Origin of the sequence: Microcoleus sp. T3_B1 (genome assembly GCF_036700445.1) — a bacterium.
Taxonomy (GTDB): domain Bacteria; phylum Cyanobacteriota; class Cyanobacteriia; order Cyanobacteriales; family Microcoleaceae; genus Microcoleus.
The window spans coordinates 1-13,030 of sequence record NZ_JAUBOX010000013.1 but is presented as its reverse complement, the minus strand read 5'-3'; the positions used below and the strand labels follow the sequence as shown (position 1 = coordinate 13,030).

The window sequence follows — 13,030 nt, the reverse complement described above, 5'->3', positions numbered from 1 at the left end:
TCTTCCTTCAGCTTATGAAATTTGGAGTTATTGTTTTTCCGGGTTCAAATTGCGATCGCGATGTGGTGTGGGTGACTCAAGGGTTACTGCACCAACCAACTCGCATGATTTGGCACGAAGATACCGATATTTCGGATATTGATATCATTGTAATTCCCGGTGGTTTCAGTTATGGAGATTATTTGCGGTGCGGCGCGATCGCCCGTTTTTCTCCGGCGATGCGGGCTACTGCGGAACACGCGAAACAGGGCAAACTTGTACTGGGTATTTGCAACGGTTTTCAGGTGTTGACTGAAGCTGGTTTGTTGCCCGGTGCTCTGGTGCGGAATGCGGGATTGAATTTTATTTGCGATCGCGCTTCTTTGAAAGTCGAACGCGGTAATACTCGTTGGACTGCGGCTTATACTATGGGTGAAATCATCGATTTGCCGATCGCCCACGGTGAAGGCAACTATTATGCTGATGCGGATACATTAGCAGAACTAGAAGAGCACAAGCAAGTGTTGTTTCGCTACTGCACTCCGGCGGGCAAAATTAGCGATGCTGGGAATCCCAACGGTTCATTAAATAATATTGCCGGTATTTGCAATCGGGCGGGCAATGTGTTAGGAATGATGCCGCATCCAGAACGGGCATCCGATCCGATGTTGGGCGAAACTGATGGGGTGAAATTGTTTCAAGGGTTGTTGATGGCAAGTGTTGCTGCTGTTTTGTAGTTGATATTTGGGGTGTCTATGATTTTAGGAACAGGCAAGATGCCTGTTCCACAAAAAATTAAATTTATTGTGGGGTGGGCCGGAAAGCCCGCTTTTTGCAACAGGCAAGATGCCTGTTCCACAACAGATTAAATTCATCTACAAATAGACATCTCCAATAATTACTGTGGAACAGGCAGGATGCCTGTTCTTGACAAGCTTTAACTGGTTCCCAGGCTCAGCCTGGGAACCTATATCCAGAGGATCTGCCTCGCTTTAAAGCGACGCACCTACCAAATTAAAAATGCTAAAATGATTTGAGAGTCAATACATCGGAGAACAGTCCTATGCCTTCACCCTTTCCTGGAATGGATCCCTACTTAGAACACCCCGATTTCTGGCAGGAAACTCATCATTGGTTAATTTCTGCGATCGCGGCATCCTTAGTCCCTCAAATTCGCCCTAAATATGAGGTTGCAATCGACAAACGAATCTATGAAATTACCGATCCAAATGAAAGTAACGACGAGTCCCTTTTAGTAGGTATCCCCGATGTCGCGATTAAGCGTCAATCTAATAACCCGAATATTCCTACAGGTTCAGTTGCCACTTTAACTGTAACACTTCCGACTACCGTCAAAGTGCCTGCTCCTGAAAAAATTAAACAGACTTACCTGGAAGTGCGAGAAATGGCAACGAAACAAGTTGTCACCGCAATTGAAATTCTTTCTCCTGTCAACAAACGTAGTGGAGAAGGAAGAATTACTTATCTCAAAAAACGCCAGAGTATTTTAGGCAGCTTAACCAATTTAGTCGAAATCGATTTACTACGAAAATGGGAATCTATGCCCATTCTTAATAACTCTATTCAAAGCGATTATCGGGTTTTGGTCAGTCCCAGTAATCGCCGTCCGTTTGCCGAACTTTATGCTTTTAATCTCCGCGATTCTCTACCTATATTTCCGCTTCCCTTGCGCGAGGAAGATGTAGAACCTATTGTTAATTTACCAGAAATATTTGCAGGTATTTACGATCGCGCTGGCTATGATTATCGGATCGATTACGATCGAGAACCCGTACCGTCTCTATCGGAAGAAGATCGGGTTTGGGCTACCCAACTTTTGCAAGAAAAAGAACTTCGAGATAATTAATTATATTTTACTTTATATCGTAGGGTGCGTCGCGATCGACAATCTCTAAATCAACTTGAAAATCTCCCAGCGACGCACCCTACAAATATCTCGCATCTTAGCTATGATAATTCACGCAATATTGTTTCTATCGTCACATCTGGCAGACCAAGCAACTGAGCGATTTGGGATGGTTCGATACCTTGACTGTGCAACTTACAAACGACATCAGCAACATCAATTTCGAGTCGTTCGATCTGAGTTTTGAATCTGGATTCAGTGGCGTATTTGTTGTCAGATTTGCTAGGCAAAGAAGGACAGGGGTTGAGGTTGAGGGTGTGGACGTATTCGACGTATTGAATATAATCTCTGCCGAAGTTTGAGGTATTGCTAATATTTCTGCGATCGATCGCAGCTTTGAGATTGCCTTTTTGCATCTCTTCATCCATCACTGCGGAGAGACTTTTGAGTAGCTTGTAGCCGACTTCTCGGACGTATTTTGTAGTGTAGCGGGTGTCGCGGGCGATCGTTTCGTAGGTTTTGCCATCATACATTCCCTGCAACACTAACTGCTGTAGCGTGTTGAGATGTTTACCTGTTTTTTCAAATATTAGACCATCGACCAATTTCAGCAATTCGTTATCGTCAGGGACGGCTTGCAACGGGCGATCGTCGTTGGGCTGCATGGGTTAAGTGAAGAAATATAAAGTTAAGGAAACTTCGGGCTTTTTCAGTCTTTTTCGGGCTTTTTCAGCCATGACATAGATGAGACAGGTGAGGTAGATTTCTTAAATCACCAACACAAAGCAACAGTATATGCCTGACAATTTAGCTTTGCTGGACAAGAACGATGACATATTGAACGGTAGCAGCGCCACGAATCAAGCGGATTGCGGCTGTGGCTCGAAAAAAGCCACGACTCAAGAGACGGTATCGAATGCTCAGAATATCTTTAGCTTGGGAAGCAACGATACGCTAGAAAGTTCGATCGCGCCAGACTTTTTGAATGGTAACACGGGAAATGACTTTATCTCCGGTAGTGTTGATGGGGATATCGGGCGATCGGCTTCTCAAGTCGGCATTGGCTCACTTTCGAGCGATGGTAGTGCTTACATTTTAACTGAGGGAAGCGACACATTTACGATCGCGATCGGTTTGCTGGATACCCTTTTAGGTGGTTTGCGGGGTTTAGGCGGTGCGGATTCGATTACGGGTTCGGAATCTGGGGATATCGTCTATGGCGACGAAGGAAATGACCGAATTGAGGGCCTCGGTGGTGCTGATTTGCTCTACGGCGGCTTGGGAAACGATTTTCTCAGTGGCGGTGCGGGCCAAAATGGTCTCCTTGGCGGTGATGGTGCAGATACTTTGCAGGGTGGTGAAAGTGCCGATGGTGTCAACGGAAACGCAGGTAATGACGTAATCTTCGGTGGAGGTGGAGACGACTTTTTGCGGGGTGGTCGCGGTAACGATATTGTGAATGGGGAAGATGGCGATGACTTCCTGATTGGCGATTTGGGCAACGATACCCTGACTGGTGGTGCGGGTCAAGATGTGTTTTTTCTGCGCTCTGAGGCGGCTTTAGGCTCTCCTACGTTTGACTTAATCACCGACTTTCAAAGAACGATCGATTTCATCGGACTTAGTACAAATCTTAAGGAATCCGATATTGTTTTAGAGTCGAAATTGCAGCCTTCGGGTGGTTCGGCTGTGGATATTAAGGTGGCTGCAACAGGGGCTTTGTTAGGTACTGTTTTGGGAGTTACACCAGATGATTTAAGAGGTCGTTTCAGACTTTATGATGTGGAACCAGATCGTCCTGAAGATAGAGTCACCATTAATTTACCGGAAGTAAAAAAGCTCTCTGACAACAGATTTCAGATGGAGTTTCCGGCGAGTGATGGTAGCAAATATATCACTGTTATTCAAGATGATGCTGACGGACGTTTCGTAGAATCAGTTATATTCGTACCCAATCGTACAACTGGTGTTCGTGGTAGTACAACGCTCTTTAATCGAGATGGTAGAAGCGCTGATATCACGCTTGAAGGCTCTAATGAAACGGCGCGAGTTGAGTATCAACAAAGTCAAGAAACTGGAAAGCCGGATCAAGGTGTTATATCGTGGCTTAAGGATGGTCAGGTTATTGACAAAGTAAATTTTCCTCTGCCAATCGAGCCAACTCCAATACCTACTCCTAAACCACCAGTTACTCCTCCGACCGTTGGTCAACCAGATTTTGCGAAAGCTTGTCAGTCGGTTAAAGACTTCTGTGAAGGAACTGCAAAACTGGCTAAAGTGGTTGATTTTGCTGCTAACGTTGCATTAGTTACTGGTATATTGTTTGCTGTTCCTAGTGGAGGACTTAGCCTATCACTTGACGTTATTGGCGCAGAATTGAAGGCAGCGTCTGTTGGATTTAAAGTCCTTGACTACAGTTGCAAACTTCTTACAGGTAGCGATAAAGACCTTGGTGATGCGGTAATTGACGAATTGACTGGGATAGGAATTGAGAAAGCTCTCAAATCAGCAGGACTTGCAGAAGACTTAGAAAATGCTGTAGGAGGTACTTTAGATTTAGCTTCATCTACTAAGGATCTCACTGATTTATTTTTTGGGGAAGAGAAGCCGACAGAACCTTCTAAAACCAACTTTTTGCCTCAGTTCCGAAAGTTTCTTGCTGATAAGACGGGTATTCCATTTGACTTTTGCGATAAACCTGCGACTACTCCTGTAACACCTCCACCAACTTGTTCGGAGCAAGTCTTTAAGGCAGAAGTCATCCCTTCAGTTCTCAATTATGGACAAACGGCAGAAGTCAAAGTTACCTACTGCGATCCACAAAACAAACTAAACAACATACTCGTAGAACTTAGGACAAGAAGTGGTGAAATACAAACCAAAAACATTCCCGTTTCCTCTTCGAGTGGCACGGTAAGTTTCGAGATCCGAAATAAGTCAAACGCTTTTGGGGACTGTGATGATCTTGGTTTTGCGGCTACTGGTAGGCCAGGAATATCGGGTAGTGTTGTCATTACAGGTATAAGAGACAACGCTAATGGATTCGCTTCATTCGGGGCTCTGCCTGACTTTTTTCTCACTGGTGGATTAACCCAGATCCCTACTCAATTCGACAGTAGAGCGGTGTGTGGTGTGGAGTTGGTTTAAGGGCGATCGGGTTTGTTGTGGATGGGCGATCGGATTTTTGGGTTGATGGGCGATCGGGTTTTTTGTCGATCGGGCGATCGAATTTGATTTGTTAGTCCGTTAGTTAGTCCGCGCCAGGGGCTAGTTGGTTCGTTGCCGAGTCCGCCAGGGGTTGAAACCCCTGTCTCATAGCGAAAGTCCTCTGAAAGAGGACTGAAGAGTTAATTGATGTGTATCGGTTTCATGCGAATTTTCAGTCGGTTTCAACCGACTTTAGCTATGAGACGGGGGTTTCAACCCCCGGCGGGCTGTGTCACAAAGCAGACAAATTTTCAGTCGGTTTCAGGGCGATCGAATGTGAGAGAAATGTGCGATCGAATTTTTGTGTTGATTGCGGCGATCGAATTTTTGGGTTTTTGGGCGATCGGGTTTTTGAGTTGATGGGCGATCTAATTTGAAATCCTCGGCGGTTGAAATCCCGGCGGTTAGAAACCGCGTCTACACAAACGATGTCCGCCTACGCGGACGAAGAGGGTATTCGGAGATTGAAAATCATCGGGTGAAATCTTCAACCCGCCTTCGCGGGTTTTGTCTGTGTAGACGCGGTTTCAACCGCCGGGTTTTTGGGGTTTCAACCGCCTGGTTTTTGGTTTATGGGCGAGCGGGTTTTTTGTGGAGGGGCGATCGAATTTGAGAGAAATGTGCGATCGGGTTTTTGGGTTTATGTGCGATGGGATTTTTTGGCTTTATGGGCGATCGGGTTTTTTGTTGATCTGGCGATCGGGTTTTTTGTTGATCCGGCGATCGGGTTTTAATGATTGGTATAAAATAGAGAGTGAGAGCAATGAAGTGTGTAAATACCTGCTAAAGATGTTTTTCACGATACTGTCAAAGCTGCCTTACAAAAAGATGGATGGATAGTTATCCGTGAAAACTTTCGGGTGCAAGTCGATGACGAAGGTTTAGCAATGTTTATCGATTTGACCGCAGAAAAGTTAATCAGTGCAGAAAAAGCAGGTCGAAAAATAGCTGTGGAAGTCAAGAGCTTTCGAGAGCGATCGGATTTCTACCAGTTTCATGCAGCCCTCGGTCAATTTCTCAACTGTCGAGCGGCATTGAGAGATATTATGCCAGATTTGATTGTGTACTTAGCAGTTCCTTTAGAAACCTACAATGAATTATTTAGGTTAAAATTCATTCAAGGACGTGTGGAAGAATACGATATCAAGCTGATTATTTTTCGTCCCGATTCGGAGGAAATTGTCTTATGGAGAAATTAAACTATACTGAAGCGATCGACAAAATTCTGAACAACTTCTCAGACATGGTTGTACGAGAAGGAACAGAAGTTAAAATTATTCGCGATCGCGAAAGCGGTAATTACCTGGTTATTCTCGCAGGCTGGAACGACCAATTAAGAGTCTACGGCGTTTCAGTTCACATTGAGCTTAAAGATGATAAAATCTGGATTCAACAGGATAGGACAGATACAGGAATAGCTGAAGAATTGGTCGAATTCGGAGTCCCAAAAACTGATATCGTACTTGCTTTTAAGTCTGGTTTTACTAGAAAGTTTACCGAATACGCTGTTAGTTAAATGATTCATTCGGCGCTAGGGATGATCCTCATAGATACCAGCACGACTCACCGCAAAATCCGATACCCTAGGGACATTTACTCCCATGTTTTGAATGAACTCATCAGCCAATTCATCTAAAAGTATTTCAAACTCGCAATCGCTGATTTCTGCATCAGAATCACTTACGGTTGATAACAGGCTCGGCGCTGACTTCCAAGTTAGGAAATCAACAAAATTAAGAACAACTTCTCGTTGCGGTTTACCTAAATAACGCAGCTTACTTACAATGCTTTCAATTACAGCTTCCATACATTTATAGTTGAGCTTTAATTGTGATTAATTTCAGGGAATTATAGCAAAACTATCAAATTTTGTCAAATTTACCCAACTGCGGGAGAATGGGAAGGGATCTCGGCTTTTTGAGAAACGGGCGATCAGGTTTTTGTGTTGATTGGGGCGATCGGGTTTTTTGTGGATGGGCGATCGAATTTGAGAGAAATGTGCGATCGAATTTGATTTGTTAGTCCGTTAGTTTGTCCGCGCAGGGAAAGCCAGTTGGTTTGTCCGCGAGTCCGCCAGGGAATGAATTCCCTGTCTCATAGCGAAAGTCCTCTGAAAGAGGACTGAAGAGTTAGTTGATGCCTATCGGTTTGAGGCGAATCTTTAGTCGGTTTCAACCGACTTTAGCTATGAGACGGGGGTTTCAACCCCCGGCGGGCCGTGCTTTAGCTATGAGACGGGGGTTTCAACCCCCGGCGGGCTGTGTCACAAAGCACACAAATTTTCAGTCGGTTTCAGGGCGATCGAATTTGAGAGAAATGTGCGATCGGGCAATAAGTTGTTCACCAATAAGTGATTAATGGAAACCCGATTAGTGCGATCGTTACTTGTTTCTCGGATTCTATCAGGTTCAAAAAGATTGTGAGTAAAATAAACGGGGTTTGCGTCAGTTGTTTTTGTAAGTGAGTCTGGTAAAATGTTGGTAACATATTTTTTGCGATCGGCAATCGTGTAATAATTCTGCTGCCTATCTTTTTTTACCACAACACAGCTCAATCCTTACCCCGTCTGGATTTGGGGCGGGTTGTCACCCCCAGCACACTAACAATCCTATTTTTTAATAGTCGCTTGCAAATAAAGCAGCGGGTCTTCAGCAACCCAACCCAAACCCGAATTGTACCGAACTTCAAAATGCAAATGAGATGGCGTAATGTCCCGTTTTCCCGTCGTCCCCACAGTTCCCAAAACTTCTCCAGACTGCACTTTTTGACCGACTTTTACCGCAATATCTTTCAAATGAGCGTAGCGCGTTTGCTTCCCCGCTTCATGGTTCACCACCACTAAATTCCCGTAATCCCCCTGCGGCCCGGCAAAGGCGACAGTCCCTTCGCCCGCCGCCAAAACCTGCGTACCCTCCGACGCCAAAAAATCTACGCCGCTGTGGAAAAAAAATTCGCGCCGCGCCGGATGCAATTGCCGCCCGTAACGCAAAGCTTCCACTGCTGGCGCGGGCAGCGGAAATCCTTGCACCGATGGCGTTGCATCGGGATTGATAGAAGGCCCGATCGACCTATTCACCGCAGGCACAAACACCGTTTTCCCCAAAGGCCTGCACCCATTCGCCTCAAATAGCAAATCTGCGCGCACTTTGTAAGCTTCTGCCAGTTTTTGCCAATTCCAGCCTGCAGGCACTTCTACCTCGATGCCACTGTACGGAGGAATGACGATCGCACTTCCAGCAGATACTCCACCGCCCCGCAACATCGGATTTATCCCGATCAGCGCCCCAGGAATCACATTGTACTGCCGCGCGATGCTTTCTATTGTTTCGCCCTGGGCCACCGTGTGGCGGCGCAACCGAGACATAGCCGGACTCGGGCAATCGCGTGCGGGGTCGGGGTTTTCTACAGGTGCACCTGAAGGAAGATTTGCAGGTGGGATTTCGGTATTTGCCGCCGTTTTCTCAACGGGTGCGATCGACCAAATTAGTGCAAAAATCAGCGGAAATAAGGGTTTAAAAGTCATTATGTACATAAAAAAGTATTCATTTCGGACAGTTGACAATTTTAAAATCCTGTAAAATTGCATATTTACAAGCTCTAGCCACCCCCCAGACTGTAAATCCCAGGCTAAGCCAAGTTAGGATGAGAATTATTAGTTTGAGTCGCTCTTGGCAAATCCGGCAAAATTGCCTGTGATGCAAATGGGCGCCTGCCTGTTAACAGCTATGTTCTTGAGGAAGCGGTACGCCCCGCCCCGCTTCCTTCCCGTCGCCAAGACAAAAAAGCTTGATTCGGAACCTGTCTGCGGGGATGAGGTATTTAGCGGGAGTTATTAAATGAGTTTATCTTTTAAGCAAGCGACCCTTTATGTGACTCTGCTGTCAATCGGCGGAGGTATGGGATGGTTGGGAAATCGCTATCTGCAAGGCTCAAACAATCTGGAAACCGGATTGGTTTTGCCAGTAGTACGCCAGCAAATCCCCCCCTATCCCTCTCCTTCAGTTCAGGAAAATCGGGCGGTCGATCGCAGCAATCCCAATTTTATTGCTGAAGCAGCCGAAAAAGTCGGCCCGGCTGTAGTGCGGATTGACGCCTCAAGCAAGGTGGCGAATCAAGTGCCCGAAGCTTTCAAAAATCCTTTGTTTCGTCGGTTTTTTGGGGAGAATTTGCCGCAGCCGGAAGAACGAACCAAGAGAGGTACGGGTTCCGGGTTTATTCTCACTTCTGACGGCCGCATCGTTACTAATGCTCACGTTGTCTCCGGGACGGATACTGTCAAGGTGACGCTCAAAGACGGCCGCGAGTTTGAGGGTAAGGTGCAGGGAGTCGATCCGCTGACGGATGTCGCTGTGGTTAAGATTAATGCTAAGGAACTGCCGCAGGTGGCTTTGGGTCGATCGGACAATATTGTACCGGGACAGTGGGCGATCGCGATCGGCAATCCTTTAGGTCTCGACAATACCGTGACTGTGGGCATTATCAGCGCTACGGGTCGATCGAGTTCCCAAGTCGGCATCCCCGACAAGCGAGTCCGCTTCATCCAAACCGACGCCGCCATCAACCCCGGCAATTCAGGCGGCCCGCTGCTCAACGACCAAGGCGAAGTAATTGGCATCAATACCGCGATTCGCGCCGACGCTCAGGGCTTGGGATTTGCAATTCCGATCGAAACCGCCAAACGAGTTTCCGATCAGCTATTCGCCAAAGGTAGAGCCGAACATCCCTATCTCGGCATTCAAATGGTCAGCTTGACAGCAGCCACCAAGGCAGAACTCAACAAACAGCTCGATAATAATAAAATTACCCTCGATCAAGGCGTAGCCGTGGCGCGAGTCGTGGAAAATTCCCCCGCTCAAAAAGCCGACTTGCGCCCCGGAGATGTCATTCAAAAAGTTGACGGAATTGCGGTTAACACTCCCGGTGACGTGCAAGAACGGGTGGAAAACACGGTTGTGGGCAAAGAACTCGAACTGGAAATTAACCGTTTGGGTCAAGTTCAGAATATTAAAGTACGTCCGGGTGCTTTTCCCCTATCGGGTAGCTCCGCCGGTGGGTAATACCATTTTCGATTTTCGATTTTCGATTTTCGATTAAAGAATTAAGAATGACTTACTGCATAAGGATTTGGATCTTATCTGCAGTTGCATTCTTTTTTGAAATTGGTATTAGTTGCAAGGGTGGAGGATGGAAGATGAATCTGATGCTTTATAGTCCTGGAAGCAGTAACCGGGTTTTTTCACCAAAATCCTCGGTGTAGCGCTAGGGATTGCCGGTTAACAGCCCGGTTTCTTAATTCCCTGTGCCTCCATGATTCAGGATTATGGATTTTTCTGAACAACTTTCATCTTTCTGGCTTCCCCAACCCGTTGACCTTTTTACTTGTCTTTGGGTGAGTTTGGTTGAATCGAGCTGGTGCTTGCTAAATTTTCTTCGAGGTGCATCCTTTGCTCCATTTGCCTCAAAAAATATCCTGTCATCATCGCTGAAGCTAGCAAACCTGCTAAGTTTTCGCGATCGGTGGTAATTTCGACGTTAAAATTTTCTGAAGGCAAAACGCCGACAAGTCCTTGAACGTTATGAGAGATTATTTCTCTGATGTCGGGGCTGACAGACTTGGCGACGCGGGCTAGCACCTCCGGGGATTGGTGTTGGAGGTACTTCAGCAGTGGATTGACTGCGGTTTGTTGGGCATTGGATGTGTCAAAGTCAGGGTGAAAAACCATTTGGCGATTCTTAATTTCTGGCTGGTTACATTCTACTTCAAACTACTCGTCATTGCTTGGGTACAAATTTGCCTGAAAGTCAATTTGTAATTGTTTTGGCAGTTGGTCTACTTGAAAGTACCGGTGAAATTTCTCGGTAACTTGTAACCAATACGACCGCCCTTCAGTCGGCCGCCGTTTGCGGACGAAACCCATTTCTACCAGTTCCTGCACTTGTTGGTAAGCTCCTGAACCTCGCAAGTTAACTAAATCTGGCTGAGCGATGCCGCCTTTGAGGGCGATCGCCGCCAGCGTCCGCAAAGCTCCCACACCTAATTCTGGAGGTATTAAAGTTTGCATTAAACTGGCAAACTCTTCTCTGAGTTGCAGGCTGTATCCTGTGGGGGTTTCGACGACTTCTAATGCACTGTCGCGGTGGGACGAGTCAGACATGAGTTCGATGATGGCGTCTTCGGCTTCGGCTCGATCGCACTTGGCAATCTCGGCGATTTCTGCGATCGACACTGGCTGACCTTTTAGGTAAAGTATGGCTTCTATTGTTGTGGCTAAGCGAGTCATTTGGGAATTAGTAATTAGGAATGGGGACGTTGAAAGAAGAAGGAATAAGCAAAAAAGAAGAAGGAATCAGGAAAACAACAGTTATCCGTATTTCCGTAACTTCCGTGTCGTGAAGAATGAGAGTTAGGAATAAACATTCCCCTTACACAAATTATTAATAGTGTAGGTTAGGTTGAGAAACAAAACCTACACTATTAATTTTCTTTTTTTATATCAATCCGAGACGCAGGAATATATAACGTTTCTAGCTCTCCTGAGCTTATGGTAAAATATATCAACCAATACAGATGACGGGGCTAGTACCGATTTTTGGTAAAAAAAATATGGGGTCAGTCTTGTTAAGAAGCCCCATCAGTTAAAAATGTTACCTCAATCATACCAAATTTGTTTCCAACACCAGCTCAAAAACACCGAATACTTGACTGTGACTATTTTAGTTTTTCTGCTCCCAACCCATAAACAAGTGAGTATTGAGTTATTGGCGAAATTGATGCCATACCCAATCATGTTTGAGAGCAGACGACGTTCTATTCAACGGTTTCTCAAGCTACCTATCCTCAAGATAGAAAAGCTTTGGTTTCATCTGCTTAAATATATCTGGAGAACTCAATTTAAAAAGAAACAAGAGTTGAAGGTCGCCATTGATAGAACGCAGTGGCGAGATAAAAATATGTTGATGATTAGCCTGATTGGGGACAAGAGAGCTTTACCGTTGTAGTAGCAGATATTGCCTTCGCTGTGCCTGTAGCAACATCCGAGAACAACAAAGCTTAATCTGCCCCATTCTTGGTCTGCTAAAAAAATATAAAATGGTCCTTTTAGGAAACGCCTGAATTTGCAAGCGTTAAGCTGGCAAGTGGGCTGTGTGAAAATAACATAAGGTTTGTTTTGAGAGTAAAACAGGGACGCTATATTCAAGAAGAAGGAGAGGAATTTAAGCGGTTGAGTGAGTGTGGTTTAGTAGCAGGTACGAGCTTTTATGTGACAGGAGTTAAAATCAGCAGCAAGGATTTGGCTGTTTTGATGTCGCTGGTTATGGGCAACGAAAATATCGAAATAGTGGCGAAGATGAAGACTGGTATTTACTCACCAATATCGCGAAATTGAAACAAGCTGTAACAGCGTTTAAATGTCGCAGTGGTATCGAAGCAATGTTTAAGGATTGTAAAACAGGAGGCTATAATCTTGAAAAAAGTTACCCTGGTGACGACCGCCTCAAAACTTTAATATTATAAAACTTTAATATTTTTAATAGCTTTAGCTTATAGTTGCTTATAGTTGTGCGATTTTACAAGGACACAAGCTCAAGCTTATGGGAATTCCTACATACATCGGTCGCCTTACGGTCGTCGAGGCGATCGCAACGCCGTCATAGTAGCTTTTGAATTGGATTATACGGTCAATCGTGGGCGCAGCGAAGCGGAGGGAGTAGGGAGGGAGCTTTGCCATGCACCCATTGCGGAATTGATGAAAATTAGACGCAATCATATCCTCTTCCCTCAGATTAGCAACCCGGACTTCTAACAACGGAAAAAGGAATAGTATCCCAGTGATGCCAGTGCGTCTGTGTAGAGACGGAAAAAAAATAAGGGTAAAAAACCCTGAAGACTGCAGAGAATTAAGTCATCATCATCACCATGTAGAAAGAGAGGTCAAGCCCTCGGTCTATTAGTACGCCTCAGCTTCATCCCTCTCA

16 protein-coding genes are annotated in these 13,030 nt (G+C 45.5%); 10 read left to right on the top strand and 6 right to left on the bottom strand.

Annotation, left to right across the window (positions count from 1 at the left end; all coding sequences use genetic code 11):
- The first annotated feature begins 14 nt into the window (after positions 1–14).
- Entirely contained in the window at positions 15–716 is a 702-nt protein-coding gene (purQ, locus tag QT990_RS09565) for a phosphoribosylformylglycinamidine synthase subunit PurQ (protein WP_333140954.1), read from the top strand.
- A 326-nt stretch (positions 717–1,042) separates the two neighbouring features.
- Complete coding sequence (locus tag QT990_RS09560) at positions 1,043–1,846, top strand: DUF4058 family protein (RefSeq protein ID WP_333140956.1); 804 nt, start codon at positions 1,043–1,045, stop codon at positions 1,844–1,846.
- Between the two features lie 101 nt (positions 1,847–1,947).
- Here the strand turns inward: QT990_RS09560 and QT990_RS09555 are convergent, their stop codons facing one another.
- Complete coding sequence (locus tag QT990_RS09555; RefSeq protein WP_333140958.1) at positions 1,948–2,511, bottom strand: hypothetical protein; 564 nt, start codon at positions 2,509–2,511, stop codon at positions 1,948–1,950.
- Positions 2,512–2,641: 130 nt separating this feature from the next.
- On the opposite strand from QT990_RS09555, the gene QT990_RS09550 reads away from it, so the two are divergent.
- The 5 genes from QT990_RS09550 (at position 2,642) to QT990_RS09530 (ending at position 6,569) form a co-directional block, all read left to right on the top strand.
- On the top strand, positions 2,642–4,993 hold the full coding sequence (locus QT990_RS09550) for a calcium-binding protein (RefSeq protein ID WP_333140960.1): 2,352 nt from the start codon (positions 2,642–2,644) through the stop codon (positions 4,991–4,993).
- A gap of 207 nt (positions 4,994–5,200) precedes the next feature.
- The gene (locus tag QT990_RS09545; RefSeq protein ID WP_333140962.1) at positions 5,201–5,413 is read left to right on the top strand and encodes a hypothetical protein; all 213 of its coding nucleotides are present in this window, start codon (positions 5,201–5,203) and stop codon (positions 5,411–5,413) included.
- Positions 5,414–5,625: 212 nt separating this feature from the next.
- Positions 5,626–5,787, top strand: a complete 162-nt coding sequence (locus tag QT990_RS09540; protein ID WP_333140964.1) for a hypothetical protein — start codon at positions 5,626–5,628, stop codon at positions 5,785–5,787.
- A gap of 42 nt (positions 5,788–5,829) precedes the next feature.
- Positions 5,830–6,252 (top strand): element excision factor XisH family protein, encoded by a 423-nt coding sequence (locus tag QT990_RS09535; protein WP_333140978.1) that lies wholly within the window; start codon positions 5,830–5,832, stop codon positions 6,250–6,252.
- On the top strand, positions 6,240–6,569 hold the full coding sequence (locus tag QT990_RS09530; RefSeq protein ID WP_333109083.1) for a XisI protein: 330 nt from the start codon (positions 6,240–6,242) through the stop codon (positions 6,567–6,569). Before QT990_RS09535 ends, QT990_RS09530 begins: the two co-directional genes overlap by 13 nt.
- 15 nt (positions 6,570–6,584) lie before the next feature.
- Here QT990_RS09530 and QT990_RS09525 read toward each other — a convergent pair whose 3' ends face one another.
- The 3 genes from QT990_RS09525 to QT990_RS09515 all read right to left on the bottom strand — a co-directional run bounded on the left by QT990_RS09525 (position 6,585) and on the right by QT990_RS09515 (position 8,585).
- The gene (locus QT990_RS09525) at positions 6,585–6,860 is read right to left on the bottom strand and encodes a hypothetical protein (protein WP_333140966.1); all 276 of its coding nucleotides are present in this window, start codon (positions 6,858–6,860) and stop codon (positions 6,585–6,587) included.
- A gap of 456 nt (positions 6,861–7,316) precedes the next feature.
- On the bottom strand, positions 7,317–7,595 hold the full coding sequence (locus tag QT990_RS09520) for a hypothetical protein (protein WP_333140968.1): 279 nt from the start codon (positions 7,593–7,595) through the stop codon (positions 7,317–7,319).
- 66 nt (positions 7,596–7,661) lie between these two features.
- Positions 7,662–8,585 carry a M23 family metallopeptidase gene (locus QT990_RS09515; protein WP_333140970.1) on the bottom strand — a complete coding sequence of 308 codons (924 nt, stop codon included), beginning with the start codon at positions 8,583–8,585 and terminating at the stop codon, positions 7,662–7,664.
- A gap of 304 nt (positions 8,586–8,889) precedes the next feature.
- On the opposite strand from QT990_RS09515, the gene QT990_RS09510 reads away from it, so the two are divergent.
- The gene (locus tag QT990_RS09510) at positions 8,890–10,110 is read left to right on the top strand and encodes an HhoA/HhoB/HtrA family serine endopeptidase (RefSeq protein ID WP_333140972.1); all 1,221 of its coding nucleotides are present in this window, start codon (positions 8,890–8,892) and stop codon (positions 10,108–10,110) included.
- Between the two features lie 318 nt (positions 10,111–10,428).
- Here the strand turns inward: QT990_RS09510 and QT990_RS09505 are convergent, their stop codons facing one another.
- Positions 10,429–10,776 carry a DUF760 domain-containing protein gene (locus QT990_RS09505; protein WP_006635907.1) on the bottom strand — a complete coding sequence of 116 codons (348 nt, stop codon included), beginning with the start codon at positions 10,774–10,776 and terminating at the stop codon, positions 10,429–10,431.
- A gap of 42 nt (positions 10,777–10,818) precedes the next feature.
- Complete coding sequence (scpB, locus tag QT990_RS09500; RefSeq protein ID WP_333109076.1) at positions 10,819–11,334, bottom strand: SMC-Scp complex subunit ScpB; 516 nt, start codon at positions 11,332–11,334, stop codon at positions 10,819–10,821.
- 424 nt (positions 11,335–11,758) lie between these two features.
- On the opposite strand from scpB, the gene QT990_RS09495 reads away from it, so the two are divergent.
- Together QT990_RS09495 and QT990_RS09490 are read left to right on the top strand one after the other, a co-directional pair.
- Positions 11,759–12,052 (top strand): hypothetical protein, encoded by a 294-nt coding sequence (locus QT990_RS09495; RefSeq protein ID WP_333300918.1) that lies wholly within the window; start codon positions 11,759–11,761, stop codon positions 12,050–12,052.
- A 170-nt stretch (positions 12,053–12,222) separates the two neighbouring features.
- On the top strand, positions 12,223–12,441 hold the full coding sequence (locus QT990_RS09490; RefSeq protein ID WP_333140974.1) for a hypothetical protein: 219 nt from the start codon (positions 12,223–12,225) through the stop codon (positions 12,439–12,441).
- The last annotated feature ends 589 nt before the right edge of the window (positions 12,442–13,030 follow it).

Bases quoted from the DNA above. Each gene is read 5' to 3' on its own strand.
- QT990_RS09510 (WP_333140972.1), top strand. From the start codon at position 8,890: ATGAGTTTATCTTTTAAGCAAGCGACCCTTTATGTGACTCTGCTGTCA.
- QT990_RS09540 (WP_333140964.1), top strand. From the start codon at position 5,626: ATGGGCGAGCGGGTTTTTTGTGGAGGGGCGATCGAATTTGAGAGAAAT.
- QT990_RS09545 (WP_333140962.1), top strand. From the start codon at position 5,201: ATGTGTATCGGTTTCATGCGAATTTTCAGTCGGTTTCAACCGACTTTA.
- QT990_RS09515 (WP_333140970.1), bottom strand. From the start codon at position 8,585: ATGTACATAATGACTTTTAAACCCTTATTTCCGCTGATTTTTGCACTA.
- QT990_RS09530 (WP_333109083.1), top strand. From the start codon at position 6,240: ATGGAGAAATTAAACTATACTGAAGCGATCGACAAAATTCTGAACAAC.
- QT990_RS09550 (WP_333140960.1), top strand. From the start codon at position 2,642: ATGCCTGACAATTTAGCTTTGCTGGACAAGAACGATGACATATTGAAC.
- QT990_RS09505 (WP_006635907.1), bottom strand. From the start codon at position 10,776: ATGGTTTTTCACCCTGACTTTGACACATCCAATGCCCAACAAACCGCA.
- purQ (WP_333140954.1), top strand. From the start codon at position 15: ATGAAATTTGGAGTTATTGTTTTTCCGGGTTCAAATTGCGATCGCGAT.
- scpB (WP_333109076.1), bottom strand. From the start codon at position 11,334: ATGACTCGCTTAGCCACAACAATAGAAGCCATACTTTACCTAAAAGGT.
- QT990_RS09555 (WP_333140958.1), bottom strand. From the start codon at position 2,511: ATGCAGCCCAACGACGATCGCCCGTTGCAAGCCGTCCCTGACGATAAC.
- QT990_RS09560 (WP_333140956.1), top strand. From the start codon at position 1,043: ATGCCTTCACCCTTTCCTGGAATGGATCCCTACTTAGAACACCCCGAT.
- QT990_RS09525 (WP_333140966.1), bottom strand. From the start codon at position 6,860: ATGGAAGCTGTAATTGAAAGCATTGTAAGTAAGCTGCGTTATTTAGGT.